Here is a 14529-nt window from a genome sequence, read left to right on the forward strand (position 1 = left end):
ACACGCACGGCGGGTGCGGCGGGCGGGTCGGGGAAACGGGCTGGTCGCAAGGCCAGTGCCGCGCCCCGGCCCGACCCAACCCGATCCTGCTGGCTCTACTTGGTCACGCGGTGAGGGAGAGGTCGAGGCGGGCAAGGTGGCTGGCGCGGGTACGGTCGAGCGGGTGGCCGTTCCACCAGGCATCGAGGCGGATGAGGTTGAGCGCAGCGGAACCGCCCGCGCCACCTGCGCGGTCAGCTCAGGCACCTTCGGCCACGGCCTCGGCTGCATCGACATTTCCACACCCCACCCGCGACCGGGAACGTCAAGACGGCCGCTGCTGTCCTGCCCAACGAACCGTCAAGACCTGCTGGGTACGGAATAAGCCAGCAGGATCCCCACCAGGTGCCGCACCGGAGGTGTGCGGCGCCCGGTCCGTGACCACAGTGGGCGGACTCCGGGCCGGGCTCGCGATCACGGGCCCGGAACCGCCCTCCGTGATGGTTCACCCGGGTGGTCATGGGGGCGGAATCACGCGGGGCGGGTAGGCAGAAGACCTGGGCCGGCCGCCCACCCGCCCATTCCCGTACATGCCCCTTCGAGGAGTCGCCGTGACATTCGGGGTGCCGACCGTCATCCCCGTGACATTCGGGGTCCCGACCTTCATCCCCGACCGGGGACGCCGGAGCATGTGGACCGACTGGCCGAACACGCTGTCCGGTTTCGCCGAGGTGCCGGAACTCGCCGCGCCCCGGGACCGCGAGGCCGATCCCGGACCCCGCGGCCGCCCTTGCCGCCGCGGGGGAACCTGCCGGAAGGGGGTGCGATGCCGTCTTTGACGAGTGCGGAGGCACGTGAGCGGTTCGCCGCGGCGCGCGTCGCCCGCCTCGCGACGGCCGACGGGGCGGCCCAACCGCATCTGGTGCCGGTGGTGTTCGCGCTGGACGGCGACACGGTGATGCTGGCCGTGGACCACAAGCCGAAGCGGACGACGCGGTTGAAGCGTCTGGCCAACATCGCCGCCAACCCCTCGGTCTGCCTGCTCACCGACCACTACGAGGAGGACTGGGACCGCCTGTGGTGGGCGCGGGCCGACGGCACGGCCCGCGTGCTCCCGCCGCCGGACCGGTCTCCGGAGGCGGCCCGCTGCATCGGCCTGCTCGCGGCGAAATACCGGCAGTACGCCGACCGGCCCCCCGACGGACCGGTGGTCGAGGTCTCCGTCCTGCGCTGGAGCGGCTGGCGCGCGTCGTGACAGCACGTCGCCGGAGAGTGCGAGCACACTTCGGCCCCTCAAATCCAGGAAGCGGCAGTACTCCGACGGAACGGGCGGGCATGCCCGTATCGCCTGCACCGGGCTCTGCCCGGCTGTTCGGTCACGTTCACCGTCCCGTCCGGGCCTGCCTGGGGGCGTCCTCCGCTGCCGTCGCAGGTCAGGGGCGGACGGAGTCGACCGCGGCAAGCCAGGCATCGGCGATCAGCCTGTGGCCGAGGGGACTTGGATGGACCCCGTCCGGGGCCAGCTCCGCCGCCCCCCTCTCCTCCGTGGCGCGGAGCAGGGCGAGGTCCGCACGAATCACCTGGGCTTCGTTGGCCGACGCGGCGCGAAGGACGGCGTCGATACGGGGCGACAAGTCCTCGTACCAGTCCCGCTGGCCGGAGGTGACCGGGAGCAGGAAAGGGGTGATGACGACCAGTCGTGCGGACAGTGTCCGCGCGGTGACCGCGAGGAGGCGGTCGAGGCAGGCCTCGAACTCGTTGACCGGGCTGATGAGTCCCTGGTCATAACGCCGCCAGGTGTCATTGATGCCGATCGCGACCGTGACGATGGTGGGCCGGTGGTCGATGACGTCGGTGGTCCAGCGGGATTCGAGGTCGTACACACGATTGCCGTTGAGCCCCTGGTTGATGACAGCGGGGCCGGGTCCGGCGCCGGCCCGGGCGCGCAGGGTCTGCGCGATCTCTTGGACGTATCCGCTGCCGAGCGATGCGGAACGTGTGCGGTCGCGGCCCGCGTCGGTGATGGAGTCACCGATGAACAGGAGCGTGTCCTTTTCGCTGATGCGCATGTCTACCGTTCCGGCGTCGGGGTGGTGGGATGGGAGCCGCTCGTCAGCAGGCCGCGTACATGCATGTCGTTCCGCAGCTCGGGCGACGAGCGGAGTCGAGCAGGCGCGTCTGATCGCAGAAACGTCTTCCGGGCCGCCCATGCAGGCTACAGGGCAGCTCACCACGGGATACCGGACCGCCTTCGTGCGGTCCTGTATGCCGGAGGCCCAGGTCGGGTAGTACGAGCCGTACGAGCAGCAGTTGAGCCCGTACCTGTCGGAAGCGTCACGGGCCACGCGGACCGTGCCGGGGCCCTCCGGAGGCGCATGCACGTCCGCTCCCCACTCGATCACGTTCAGTCCCGCGTCCGCGGCGCGGCGCACTCCCGTCAGCGTCGGCGCCGTCAAGACGTACAGCAACCGCAAGATCCGGGCCTGTCGCGACGTCGCGGCACCCCGCACGTGATCCCGGAGAAGATCGGGCACAAGGCCGCCCGCACGCGCCGGGGTTCACGCGGCGGACGGCCTCCTACCAGTCGCGCACCAAGGCCGACGATCAAGCCTTCGGCGTCTTGATCTCGGCTCCTTGGGGGGTGAGGGCGTACCAGACACCCTTCAGTGCCTGGCCCTTGGTGTCACCGGCTGCCTGGTCGCCTGCGAAGAGGTAGACCGGGTGATTCTTGATGGTGAGCTGCTTGGTGCCGTCCTTGCGTGTGACCGAGCCGAGCAGACTGGGGTCGATGCCCTTGGCGTTGGTGGTGGCCGGGACCGCCGGCCACTTGGCGGCACAGTCCGCGTAGCAGTTCGACGTCGCAGGATCTGTGGTGTCGTTGTCGAAGGCGTACAGGGTACGGCCCGCCTCGTTGACGATGATGGTGCCCAGCGTCGGCGACGACGACGTGCTCACCGCCCCAGCAGCGGCAGTGGCATCCGACGAAGGCGGGGCGGACGCCGTGGTGGTTGTGCTGCCGTCGTCGGAGGAGCAGGCGGTTGCCAGGGCAGCGACGGCGAGCATGGTGGCCGCGGCAGATGCGACGCGGGTGTGAATCTTCATCGGGGTGACCCTTTCAATAGGAAGGAGGAATTGCGGTGAGGTGGCTTGAGCGCGGTGCCATGCCCGGTTGCCCCGAGGCGCACGTGCAGGGGCAACGACGTCAGGTCAGTGGCGTGTTGCCCCGCTTCAGGGCAGGCGGGACCATCCCGCGGGCCCGGCAGTGGAGCGTTCCGCGAGATGGTGGCCGCGGCAGGTCAGAGTGGTCGGGTCGTGGCGACCAGACGTCCCGCGTGGTCCATCACGGAGATGGATCGGATATCGGGAAGGTGCAGGGCACTCGCCCCCGTCACGGCGGCGCTGCCGTTGGGAGTGATCGCCCAGGTGGCCGCCTGCTCCTTGCGGCCGTCCACCGAGGAGACCTGGAGGATGAAGGGGCCGGGTGCTCCTGCGGGCAGGTCGGCCAGGGTGACGCTCACCGCAGTGCCCCAGGGCTTGGCCGTCAGCGTGGCACGGCCGGACACGGAGTACCCGGCGGCCGAGGTGAAGGCCGTGGCCGGGCCGGTCGACTGCCGCAACGGCAGCATCGACCACAGTCCGAGCCCGGCAACCACGATCAGAGCCGCAGCCAATGCCAGCCACTGCCGACGAGCCCGGCGCCTGCGTGCGATATCCGCGGCGCGGACCTGCTCCAGCAGACGGTCGAGCCCGGCCGACGAAGCCGGGGGCGCCGCATCGGTGTCGGCCTCGCGCGTGGCCCGGGGACGGGGCGCGGGCATGCCCGGGGCACGGCGGAGCAGTCCCGCCAGCGGGGCCGAGCCCGCGAGCTCGTCACGGCACTCCTGGCACGTGGGCAGGTGGGACTCCAGGACGCGGCGGTCGGTCTCGCTGAGACCGCCCAGCACATACGCGCCGATCAGCATGCGCACGTCATCGTGGTCGGTGCTCACCGTAGAACTCCCATTTCTTCAAAGGCTGCGCGCAGGTTGCGTACGGCGTAGTAGGCACGGGACTTGACCGTTCCCTCCGGGATCGTGAGACGTGACGCGGACTCGGCGACGGTCAGCCCCTCGAAGTACAGCGCCTGGATCACGTCACGATGCTCGCTGGACAAGCGTTCCAACGCCGCGGCAATGACGTGCCCCTCCAGCGCCGCCTCCACATCATCGGCAGAAGGTACAGCCGCGAGTGCCTCGTCGTCGTAGAGCGGTTCCGGACGCCGCTGCTCAGCGCGCCAGCCGTCGGTGAGCACGTTGCGGGCGATCGTAAAGAGATAGGAGCGGATGGTGACGTGGCGAGGCTCGATCTTGTCGATGCTGCGCCACGCCCGCAGTAGCGTCTCCTGCACGATGTCCTCCGCCTGCTCAGGACTGCGCACGTACCTGCGCACGAAGGAGAGCAGCACCTGGTGGTGCTCGGTGTACAGCGCAGTCATCAACTGCTCGTCCGGCGTCACGCTCGATGTCCTCGTCTCGCAGGCTGGGGTCGCTTGGAGCATCGCCGGGCCCGGGCCGAGGGCGGTGGACAGTCCACGCCCCGGGGAGGCGCGGAACCAGATCCGATCCATCCGACTCACTTCCATACCTGACCGCACCGGCTGCGCCGTCTTCGAGAACGGCTGCGACATGCGGTTTCTTGTGTCCTGAGGCACTGATCGTGTGCCCTTGCAGCTACGTATACGACGGGCCGGCGGTTAAGTTCACCCGCAGGCGGCGGACGAAATCAGCTGCCCCCGTGCTGCCCCGTTCCGCTTCCTGTCCCGACCGGGAGACCGCCCCCTGGGCCACCCGGCCGGTGGTGACCGCCAACGAGCAGGTCATCCATCGCCGGCTCGCCCGGGGCGCCCGGCCCGCCTCACCATCGAGGCCGCCCGGCCCTCCCGCGAGGAGCCCATGGATTACCCGTTGACCTGCGGGCTGAACCGAGCACCGCAGGTGGTCGTACACGTGACCGCAAGCCTCTCAACACTCAGGAGAACACGTCATGAGGAAGAAGAAGCCCGGCTGGGCCCTCGGCGCGGGTGCGGCCGTGATCCTCGGCTTGGGCGCCGCGGCCTCCGGGCTGTCCAGCGCGAACGCCTCAGGCCTGGACAAATCCGCCTCCACCGCAAAGCACCCGGTCAAGGTGGAGGTCCTCTCACCCAGGCGCGGGGACAACGCGGGTGTGGAGGGCAAGGGCTGGATCGTGGACCTGAAGCTCTCCTTCCGGGGCAAGACCCTGGCCCAGACCGGCTTCAACGGGCTCCAGCTCACCGGCCCGGCCGCGCACAACGACATCGCCCCCTTCCCCGGTACGTTCTCCACCGGCCAGGACGACAGGATCCCTGGACTGGTCGTGCTGGACTCCACCACCAACAGCACCCTCCCCGGCTTCTCCGGGCCCGGCACCAACCTGGCCAACCTGTTCAACCTCTCCGGCGTCACCGACCGCACCCCGCACAAGACCGAACTGTGGGACACCTGGATCGTCGGTGCCCCCATCGCGGGGCAGAATGTCGACACCACCCTGACCGTGGCCGTCGTCGACGACCTCAACCACGACGGCATCTACAACGACGCACCCGGCGTCGTGAAGGACCTCAACGGCAATGGGAAGATCGACGCCAAGGACCTGGCGCTGATGGGCGTGGCCTCCAACATCGTCACCGTCCCCTTCCGTATCGAGGCCGACCCCGCCTGAGAGCCTGTCGGGTGACCTTCGATCGGGAAGCGTGCGTGCCAGGGCGTGGCCGCCGGATCCGCGGGCAGGGCGTCCGGCCCGACACGGCACCGTGCTCCGCAGGTTCCCGGGCCAGGGCCCCACGGCGTCGTCCGGAAACCTGCCGCGGCCGGTGCAAGGTCCTCGATTCTCCACGTCCCGTCGCACATGACTGCCGGACGGGCGCGCCGACACCCGCCTCCCCACCCCACCGTGAGGAGCTACTCCCATGAACTCCCCGAAGACCCGTGTGGCCCTGGTGGCCTCCACGGCACTGCTGGTCGTCTCCGGCGCAGCGCCGAGCGTCGCCGCCGCCCCTGCGCCCGGGCACGGTCGCACATACGCGGCGCTCGCCTGGTACGACACCACATCCGACACGATCGCGACGGCCGGCTCATCACTCCCTGCGGTGACCAACAGTCGTACCTGGGCGGTCAGTTGGATCGCGGCGGCGCGGGCCTTGCGACATGTGCCGTCCGGGGTCGACCGCAGGGACTACCAGGACGCGGCGCTGGCCGCCGCGGTGCACCGCGCCCTGGTGGAGCTGGCACCCACCCGTGCCCCGGAGCTGGATGCCGCCCTGGAACAGACCCTGGATCAGATCCCCGACGGCCCGGCCGAGACCTTGGGCGCCGCAGCCGGCGAACGCCAGGCGCTTGAGGCCCTGCACGACCGTGAGGGAGACGGCCTCGACGCGGCCTCGGTGAACGCCCCCTTCACCGTGCCGCCGGCCGCGCCGGGCGTCTGGCGACCCACGCCGCCCGCATTCGCTCCCGCCATCCAGAACGGCACCCGGTTCGCGCGGCCCTTCCTGCTGAAAAGCGCCGCCCAGTTCCGACTGCCCGCGCCTCCCGCTCCGACGTCCAAGCGGTATCAGACCGACCTGAAGGAGGTGCGGGACTTCGGCGAGCTGAACAGCACCGTGCGCACCGCGCGGCAGACCGACACGGCCAACTTCTGGTTCGACTCCTCGCCGGCCCTGTGGATTAAGCCGATTCGCGTCGCGCTCGCCGCCACCTCCCACCAGCCGCTGCGCAAGCAGGCCGAGCTCGTCGCCCTGACCAACGCAACGCTGGTGGACACCCAGATCGCCACCTCCGACAGCAAGTACACCTACCCGCTGTGGCGCCCTGTCACCGCGATCCGAACCGGCGTCGGTGAGATCCCTGCCGACCTGTCATGGGCCCCACTGCGCACCACCCCGGCGCACCCGGACTACCCCAGCGGCCACAACACCTACGCAGGCGCGACAGAAACCGTTCTCACCGCCCTCGTAGGACCGCGCACGGCCCCGTTCACCCTGACCAGCGGCACCGCACCGGGCGTCGTCCGCACCTACACCGCGTGGCACCAGCTCACGCTGGAGAACATGGACGCGCGGGTCTGGCTGGGTATCCACACCCGACTCGCGGACGAGGCCGGGGTCACACTGGGTACCGATGTCGCCAGGTACAGCCTGAACCACGCCCAGTCGCTGTTCCAGGAACACTGAATCGGCCGGGCGAACACCGCCTCGACTGTGCGCAAGCCCCTGCTGCGGGATCCGGTGACCCATCGAGTGGGCGTCCGCCTTCGAGGCGACAACCCGCCGCAGGAGCTCGGCGACTGATCACGGACATATGCGCGGGGGCCGGTCGCCTTTGAGGGGCGGCCGGCCTTCCGGTCGGTCGTACGGAGATCAAGAGGGCATGAAGCGGAACTGCGGGCGCGCTTAAGAAAACCTCGATGGACCTGTGGCGCGGGGTGCGGCAGATTTCTCCGTGACGGCGGAGGATGGTGCGCGGCAGCCGATCGACGCGCGCTGCCATGCCGTCCCTCTCATTCTTCCCCGGGCCGCAGGCTTCCCCAAGGCTGCCCCGGCCCGGGGCACTCAATGCCGTACAGCGCAGGGAGCCACAGCCGTGAAGGCACTCGTGAAGCAGAAGGCCGAGCCGGGACTCTGGCTGATGGACGTGCCCGAGCCGGAGATCGGCCCCTCCGACGTACTGATCAAGGTGCTCCGCACCGGCATCTGCGGTACCGATCTGCACATCCGGAACTACGACGGCTGGGCCCAGCAGGCCGTACGCACCCCGCTCGTCCTCGGACACGAGTTCGTCGGCGAGGTCGCGGAGACCGGCGCCGATGTCGTCGACATCAACGTCGGCGACCTGGTCAGCGGTGAGGGCCACCTGGTCTGCGGGAAGTGCCGCAACTGTCTGGCCGGACGCCGCCACCTGTGCCGCTCCACGCTCGGGCTCGGCGTCGGCCGGGACGGGGCGTTCGCCGAGTACGTCGCCCTGCCCGCGTCCAACGTCTGGGTGCACCGGGTCCCCGTCGACCTCGACGTCGCCGCGATCTTCGACCCGTTCGGCAATGCCGTGCACACCGCGCTGTCCTTCCCGCTGGTCGGCGAGGACGTACTGATCACCGGCGCCGGACCGATCGGCATCATGGCCGCCGCCGTCGCCCGGCACGCCGGCGCCCGCAACGTCGTCATCACCGACGTCAGCGAGGCCCGGCTGGAACTGGCCCGGAAGGTCGGCGTCAGCCTCGCTCTCAACGTCAGCGAGGAAACCATCTACGAAGGGCAGAAGCGCCTCGGACTGCGCGAGGGCTTCGACATCGGCCTGGAGATGTCCGGGCGGCCCGAGGCGATGCGCCACATGATCGAGAACATGACGCACGGCGGCCGGATCGCCATGCTCGGGCTCCCGTCCGAGGAGTTCCCCGTCGACTGGTCCCGCGTCGTCACCTCGATGATCACCATCAAGGGCATCTACGGCCGCGAGATGTACGAGACCTGGTACGCCATGTCCGTACTGCTGGAGGGCGGCCTGGACCTCGCCCCCGTGATCACCGGCCGGTACGGCTACCGCGACTTCGAAGCGGCCTTCGACGACGCGGCGAGCGGCCGCGGCGGCAAGGTCATCCTCGACTGGACCTCCTGATCCGACGCCCTTGTGGGCAGCGCCGACCCGTTGTCCTCCTGGACAGCGACGCCTCCGTAGACAACTGGGAGACACCCCTCATGTTCGACTCCGTACGCGACGACATGCGCACCACCCTCGACGAGATCCGGGCCGCCGGACTGCACAAGCCCGAGCGGGTGATCGGCACCCCGCAGTCCGCGACCGTCGCCGTCACCGCGGGCGGCCGCCCCGGCGAGGTGCTCAACTTCTGCGCCAACAACTACCTGGGCCTCGCCGACCACCCCGAGGTGATCGCCGCCGCCCACGAGGCACTCGACCGCTGGGGCTACGGCATGGCCTCGGTCCGCTTCATCTGCGGCACCCAGGAGGTCCACAAGGAACTGGAGCAGCGGCTCTCCGCGTTCCTCGGCCAGGAGGACACGATCCTCTACTCCTCCTGCTTCGACGCCAACGGCGGGGTCTTCGAGACCGTCCTCGGCCCGGAGGACGCGGTCATCTCCGACGCCCTCAACCACGCCTCCATCATCGACGGCATCCGTCTCTCCAAGGCCAAGCGCTTCCGCTACGCCAACCGCGACATGGCCGACCTGGAGAAGCAGCTCAAGGAGGCGTCCGGGGCCCGGCGCCGCCTCGTCGTCACCGACGGCGTCTTCTCCATGGACGGATACGTCGCCCCGCTGCGCGAGATCTGCGACCTGGCCGAGCGCTACGACGCCATGGTCATGGTCGACGACTCGCACGCCGTCGGCTTCGTCGGCCCCGGCGGCCGCGGCACGCCTGAACTGCACGACGTGATGGACCGCGTCGACATCATCACCGGAACCCTCGGCAAGGCGCTCGGCGGTGCGTCCGGCGGTTACGTCGCGGCCCGCGCCGAGATCGTCGCACTGCTGCGCCAGCGCTCCCGCCCGTACCTCTTCTCCAACACCCTCGCCCCGGTCATCGCGGCGGCCTCGCTCAAGGTCCTCGACCTGCTGGAGGCGGCCGGCGACCTGCGCGAGCGGCTCGATGACAACACCGAGCTCTTCCGTACCCGGATGACCGAGGAAGGCTTCGACATCCTGCCCGGCGACCACGCCATCGCCCCCGTCATGATCGGGGACGCGGCGAAGGCAGGCCGGATGGCGGAGCTGCTCCTGGAGCGCGGTGTGTACGTGATCGGGTTCTCGTACCCGGTCGTCCCGCAGGGCGCGGCGCGGATCCGCGTCCAGCTCTCCGCCGCGCACTCCACCGCGGATGTGAACCGGGCCGTGGACGCGTTCGTCGACGCACGGGCCGCACTGGGGGAGTAGCGCCTGCGCCACCGGGGGCCGGGGTTCCCACCGTGACCTGGGACAATAGGTCACATGATCGATGCACGGCGGCTGCGCATTCTCCGTGCGGTGGCGGACCACCGCACGGTGACCGCCGCAGCCGCCGCGCTGTATCTCACGCCTTCCGCGGTCTCCCAGCAGCTTGCCGCGCTGGAGCAGGAGACCGGGCACCGGCTGGTCGAACGCAACGCGCGCGGCGCCCGGCTCACCCCCGCCGGGGAGATCCTGCTGACCCACACCAACGCGGTGCTGGCCCAGCTGGAAAGGGCCGAGGCGGAGCTCGCCGCATACAGCGCGGGAGATGCCGGTACGGTCACGGTCGCCGCGTTCGCCACCGGCATCGGTCTGGTCCTCGCCCCCGCCATCGCCGAACTGACGCGCACCGCGCCGGGCATCCGGGTCCGGGTCCAGGACGCCGAGGGCGACGCGAGTGTGCCGATGGTGCTGGACCGGCAGGTCGATGTCGCGGTCGCCGTGGAGTACCGGGGCGCGCCGGACGAGGACGACCGGCGGCTGACCCGGGTGCCGCTGTATTCGGAACCGTTCGACGCGGTGCTCCCGGTCGGCCATGGGCTGGCCGGCCGGGAACAGGTGGCGATCGCCGATCTGGGGAAGGACCCGTGGATCGGCCCGTACCCCGGCAACCCGTGCCACGACGTGGTGGTCCTGTCCTGCGAGTTCGCCGGGTTCCAGCCGAGGCTGGAGCACTCCTCGGACGACTTCCGCGCGGTGGTCGCGCTGGCCGGGGCGGGCGCCGGGGTGGCGCTGGTGCCGCGGTCGGCGCTGCGGGGAATGGATCTCACCGGGGTGGTGGTCCGGCCGGTGGAGGGCAGTGTGCCGACCCGCCGGGTCTTCGCCGCGGTGCGGCACGGCGCGGAGGGCCATCCGCTGATCGCGCCGGTTCTCGACGCGCTGGCCGCGGCCGCGGCCCGGGAAGGGGCACTGACGCTGCCGGCGTCACCGTGACGTGGGCCCCGGCGTCACCGTGACGTGGGCCCGCGGCGGGGCGTGACCGTCGCCCGTGACGTGGGCCGCCGGCGCGCCACGGGCTCACCGCCGGCGCTCCAGGGCGAAGCGGCCACCGGTCGCGCCCGGCCACAGCGCCCCCGCGCCCGCCGCCACGGTCACGGCCAGCGCCAGCACCCCGTACTGCACCGGCGGCAGATACGGCACCGAACCGGTCACCGACACCGCGAACGCCACCAGGGGGACCGCCGCGACCAGCGTGCCGATCGCCAGGCCCGCCACCACCACCAGGCCCGTCTCCAGGACCAGCATCCGCCTCACCTGCCGACGGCCCGCGCCGACCATCCGCAGCAGGCGGAACTCGGGGCGGCGCCCCACCGTGATCAGGGACAGCGTGCTGATCACCGCGAGCAGTGCGAAGCCGCCGATCACCCCGACACCGATGACGGCCATCGCGTTGTCCCGGTCCGACACCGGCGGGGCGATCCGTACGTCGTCCGCAGTCGCGGTACGGACCCGCGCACCCGTGTACGGGGCGAGGGCGTGCCGTACCGCCTCGGCCGAAGCCGCCCCGCCGTCCGACGAGCGGATCAGGATCCGCTCGTCGCGCGGTGCCGGGACATGCCCGGCCAGGGCTTCGCGCGGCAGCATGAACTCGCCCAGTCCGAGGGCCCGTTCGAAGAGCGCCACCACGCGGAGCCGTACCTCCGTACCGTCACCGAGGCGGAGCTCCACCGTGTCCCCGGTGCCGATGCCGAGGCCGGCGGCCCGGTCCTCGCCGACCGCGACCGTGCCCCGGCCGGTGAGGTCCGCCAGGTCACCGGCCGTGACCCGCGGATCCAGCGTGCCGGGCAGCTGGTCCGCCGTCACACCCAGCACGGGGAACCGGTCCAGTGCCGGATCTCCCATCTCGCGGTGGGCGAGGACGACGCCGGAGCGCAGCACACCGGTTGCCGCCGCCACCCCAGGAGCCTCGCGCACCGCCCGCACCGCGCCGGCCGGCAGCCCCGCGGCCGGACCCGTCGCCACCAGGTCGGCCCGGAGCGCGGCCGCGGCCTGCCGTCCGGCGGCCCGCTCCATCGTCGAACCGGCCGCCAGCTGAACACAGACGAACGCGACGACCAGCACGATCGGGGTGATCGCCGCACCGAGCCGCCGATGGTGCGCGGCTGCGGACCTGGCGGCCAGGAACCCGCAGACCCCGCCCGCACGCCGTACCGGTGTCCCCAGCACCCGCATCGCCATCCGGGCGATCCACGGACCGAGCAGCGCCACCGCGACGATCAGCGAGGTCGCCGCCCCCGAGGCGGCCACCGCGGCGGCCTGCCCGCCCTGAGCCGTTGCCGCGCCGGCCGAGCCGACGCCCGCGACCGCCAGCACCACTCCGGCGACGGTACGCAGCCGCCCGGGATCGTCAGGCTCGGGCGCATGGGCCGCGCCCAGCGCCGCGGCGGGGTGCAGCCGGGTGAGGGACCTGGCGGCGAGCATCGACACCGGACGCGCCGTGAGCGTGACGAGCCCTGCGCCCGCGGCGCCGGCGGCGAACGGCAGCCACACCGGCACGGGCAGCGGCAGCGGGTCCGTGGCCAGCAGCGACCGCATCAGCAGCCCCAGAGGTACGGAGCCGATCGCGCCCAGCACCGCCGCGGCGCCGGTCACCCGGCCCGCCTCGCGTCCGACGGCCGACCTGAGCTGGCGGGGAGTCGCCCCGACCGCGCGCAGCAACGCCAGTTCGCCGGAGCGCTGATGGACCGCCTGGGACATGGTGGCCGAGATCACCAGGAGCGCCACCATGAGGACGGTTCCGGCGATGGAGGCGAGCAGCGGCAGCAGATCGCCACGGGTGCCGAGCGCGGCGACGTACTCGGCCTGACCGCGCTCCGAGCCGGTGAGGACCCGGACACCGCGGCCGCCGTGTGTGCGGTCGGGCAGCACGGAGTCCAGCGACGCCCGCAGTGCGTCGGCCGAGACGCCCTGCTCGGCGACGATGCCGATGGCGTCGACCGTGCCGGGGTGCCCGGCCAGGGCGGTCAGCCGGTGCTCGGTGAAGAAGACGGCGGGGGCGGCGCCCCGGTGCGCGGTGCCGGCGACGCCGCTGATGGTGTAGGGGCGGGGCGGACCGTCGGTCTGCAGGGTCACCCGGTCACCGGGCCTGCTCCCGGCTGCGGCCGCCAGTGCGCGGTCGACGACCACCTCGCCGTCCGTCCTCGGCGCGCGTCCGGCCGTCAGCCGGTACGGAGTGAGCACGGCGGACGCCCAGGACCGGCCGACGGCCGAGGCCCCGTCGGTGCCCACCGTCCCGGTGCCGGCGTTCCCGCCCACGGTCACCGGGACCGAGTCGTCCGCGACCGCCTTCGCGACCCCATCGGCGGCCGACGCCTTCTGCACCGTCGAGCGGTCGAGGCGGACCCGTTCCGGCAGATATGCCGTGACGGTCTGCGGCTTGCTGCCCCACGGCTTCGCCGTGTACGACACCTGCTGATCGGCCACCACCACCGCGTCGGCCCCGGCATGACGCTCCACCGGCGGCTGCGCCAGCAGCAGCGAGCCCAGGACGAAGGCGAACGCGCCGACCAGCGCGGCCGCGGCCGTCGTCGCCGCGAACACCGCGGCCCACGCCCGGCGATGGGTCGTCAGCGAACGCCGGGCGAGGAACGCCGATGCCCGCCGCATCCCGTGCCGTACGTCGGCGCGCGACCCTCGCGCGTTCGCATCGGCACCCGTGCCCGCACCCGTGCCCGCACCCGTGCCCGTGCTCCTGCCCGTGTGCGCGCGTGTGTTCTTGCTCATCGCAGCCGACCGCCGTCCATCGTCAGCACGGTGTCCGCCCAGCCCGCCGCGACCGGATCATGGGTGACCATGACGACCGTCCGGCCGTCGATCCGTACCGCGTCCCGCAGCAGACCGAGAACCAGCGTCGCCGACTCCGGGTCCAGTGACGCCGTCGGCTCGTCCGCGAAGATCACATCGGGTTCGGTCACCAGCGCCCGCGCCACCGCGACCCGCTGCTGCTGGCCGCCCGAGAGGGTCGCGGGGCCCTGCGCCCCCCGACCCGCCAGGCCGACCCGGGCCAGCAGATCTCGGCCGCGCGTCAGTACCCCCTCGTCCGCCGGATCCGCGCCCGCCAGCACCAGCGGCAGCACGACGTTCTCCTCGATGCTCAGCGAAGGCACCAGATTCAGGGCGTGCGACTGGAAGACGAAACCGATCCGGTCCCGGCGCAGCCGGGTCAGCGCGGCCTCGGACAGCGCACCGAGATCGGTGCCCGCGACCCGTACCGTCCCCGACGTCGGGCGGTCCAGGCCCGCCGCACACTGCAGGAACGTGCTCTTCCCCGATCCCGAAGGCCCCACCACCGCGGTGAAGCTCCCGGCCGGGACCGCACAGCTCACCGCGTCGAGCGCGACCGCCTCACGGCCGCCGCGGCGGCCGTAGCGTCGGCTCACCGACTCCAGACTCAGCGCGGTCGCCCGCACCGCCGTGATCGTGTCCATCGCCGGCTTCACCGTTCTCTCTCGCTTCATGGTCGGCTTCGTCCCCTCTGACCTGGGTAGACGCTATGAGGGAGGGAGCGGCCGGGCGAGAGTGCACGCTCCCCGACCGGGGTGCAGCCAGCTCCACCG

The 14529-nt window shown here is 71.7% G+C and carries 12 protein-coding genes; 6 read left to right on the forward strand and 6 right to left on the reverse strand.

From position 1 onward, the window contains the following. Positions 1-805: 805 nt before the first annotated feature. Positions 806-1234 carry a TIGR03668 family PPOX class F420-dependent oxidoreductase gene (locus ACF08M_RS23790; protein ID WP_392187281.1) on the forward strand — a complete coding sequence of 143 codons (429 nt, stop codon included), beginning with the start codon at positions 806-808 and terminating at the stop codon, positions 1232-1234. 178 nt (positions 1235-1412) lie between these two features. Here ACF08M_RS23790 and ACF08M_RS23795 read toward each other — a convergent pair whose 3' ends face one another. From ACF08M_RS23795 to ACF08M_RS23810, 4 genes are all read right to left on the reverse strand, one after another. Next, on the reverse strand, positions 1413-2048 hold the full coding sequence (locus ACF08M_RS23795) for an SGNH/GDSL hydrolase family protein (RefSeq protein WP_392187282.1): 636 nt from the start codon (positions 2046-2048) through the stop codon (positions 1413-1415). A gap of 535 nt (positions 2049-2583) precedes the next feature. Beyond that, entirely contained in the window at positions 2584-3081 is a 498-nt protein-coding gene (locus ACF08M_RS23800; RefSeq protein ID WP_392187283.1) for a hypothetical protein, read from the reverse strand. A 194-nt stretch (positions 3082-3275) separates the two neighbouring features. Then, positions 3276-3968, reverse strand: coding sequence for an anti-sigma factor family protein (locus tag ACF08M_RS23805; protein ID WP_392187284.1), 693 nt, complete (start codon positions 3966-3968; stop codon positions 3276-3278). After that, the gene (locus ACF08M_RS23810; RefSeq protein ID WP_392187285.1) at positions 3965-4474 is read right to left on the reverse strand and encodes a sigma-70 family RNA polymerase sigma factor; all 510 of its coding nucleotides are present in this window, start codon (positions 4472-4474) and stop codon (positions 3965-3967) included. Before ACF08M_RS23810 ends, ACF08M_RS23805 begins: the two co-directional genes overlap by 4 nt. 527 nt (positions 4475-5001) lie before the next feature. Between ACF08M_RS23810 and ACF08M_RS23815 the strand changes: the two genes are divergently transcribed. From ACF08M_RS23815 to ACF08M_RS23835, 5 genes are all read left to right on the forward strand, one after another. Next, positions 5002-5697: a hypothetical protein gene (locus ACF08M_RS23815; protein ID WP_392187286.1), complete on the forward strand. Its 696-nt coding sequence runs from the start codon at positions 5002-5004 to the stop codon at positions 5695-5697. 247 nt (positions 5698-5944) lie between these two features. Continuing rightward, a complete protein-coding gene (locus ACF08M_RS23820) occupies positions 5945-7207 on the forward strand; it encodes a vanadium-dependent haloperoxidase (protein WP_392187287.1) in 1263 nt (420 codons plus the stop codon). A 409-nt stretch (positions 7208-7616) separates the two neighbouring features. Further along, positions 7617-8645 (forward strand): L-threonine 3-dehydrogenase, encoded by a 1029-nt coding sequence (gene tdh / locus ACF08M_RS23825; protein ID WP_392187288.1) that lies wholly within the window; start codon positions 7617-7619, stop codon positions 8643-8645. A gap of 80 nt (positions 8646-8725) precedes the next feature. After that, positions 8726-9919: a glycine C-acetyltransferase gene (locus ACF08M_RS23830; RefSeq protein ID WP_392187289.1), complete on the forward strand. Its 1194-nt coding sequence runs from the start codon at positions 8726-8728 to the stop codon at positions 9917-9919. Between the two features lie 54 nt (positions 9920-9973). Next, positions 9974-10906 (forward strand): LysR family transcriptional regulator, encoded by a 933-nt coding sequence (locus tag ACF08M_RS23835; protein ID WP_392187290.1) that lies wholly within the window; start codon positions 9974-9976, stop codon positions 10904-10906. Between the two features lie 84 nt (positions 10907-10990). Here ACF08M_RS23835 and ACF08M_RS23840 read toward each other — a convergent pair whose 3' ends face one another. Together ACF08M_RS23840 and ACF08M_RS23845 are read right to left on the reverse strand one after the other, a co-directional pair. Beyond that, on the reverse strand, positions 10991-13696 hold the full coding sequence (locus tag ACF08M_RS23840; RefSeq protein ID WP_392187291.1) for an ABC transporter permease: 2706 nt from the start codon (positions 13694-13696) through the stop codon (positions 10991-10993). Continuing rightward, entirely contained in the window at positions 13693-14430 is a 738-nt protein-coding gene (locus ACF08M_RS23845) for an ABC transporter ATP-binding protein (protein ID WP_392187292.1), read from the reverse strand. The genes ACF08M_RS23840 and ACF08M_RS23845 overlap by 4 nt, the downstream gene beginning before the upstream one ends. Positions 14431-14529 lie beyond the last annotated feature (99 nt).

The sequence above is a fragment of the Streptomyces sp. NPDC015032 genome (assembly GCF_043080425.1).
Taxonomy (GTDB): Bacteria; Actinomycetota; Actinomycetes; order Streptomycetales; family Streptomycetaceae; genus Streptomyces.

What these genes read in the sequence shown, in the direction of transcription:
- ACF08M_RS23790 (WP_392187281.1), top strand. Translation starts at nt 806, where the DNA reads ATGCCGTCTTTGACGAGTGCGGAGGCACGTGAGCGGTTCGCCGCGGCG.
- ACF08M_RS23795 (WP_392187282.1), bottom strand. Translation starts at nt 2,048, where the DNA reads ATGCGCATCAGCGAAAAGGACACGCTCCTGTTCATCGGTGACTCCATC.
- ACF08M_RS23800 (WP_392187283.1), bottom strand. Translation starts at nt 3,081, where the DNA reads ATGAAGATTCACACCCGCGTCGCATCTGCCGCGGCCACCATGCTCGCC.
- ACF08M_RS23815 (WP_392187286.1), top strand. Translation starts at nt 5,002, where the DNA reads ATGAGGAAGAAGAAGCCCGGCTGGGCCCTCGGCGCGGGTGCGGCCGTG.
- ACF08M_RS23820 (WP_392187287.1), top strand. Translation starts at nt 5,945, where the DNA reads ATGAACTCCCCGAAGACCCGTGTGGCCCTGGTGGCCTCCACGGCACTG.
- ACF08M_RS23830 (WP_392187289.1), top strand. Translation starts at nt 8,726, where the DNA reads ATGTTCGACTCCGTACGCGACGACATGCGCACCACCCTCGACGAGATC.
- ACF08M_RS23835 (WP_392187290.1), top strand. Translation starts at nt 9,974, where the DNA reads ATGATCGATGCACGGCGGCTGCGCATTCTCCGTGCGGTGGCGGACCAC.
- ACF08M_RS23840 (WP_392187291.1), bottom strand. Translation starts at nt 13,696, where the DNA reads ATGAGCAAGAACACACGCGCGCACACGGGCAGGAGCACGGGCACGGGT.
- ACF08M_RS23845 (WP_392187292.1), bottom strand. Translation starts at nt 14,430, where the DNA reads ATGAAGCGAGAGAGAACGGTGAAGCCGGCGATGGACACGATCACGGCG.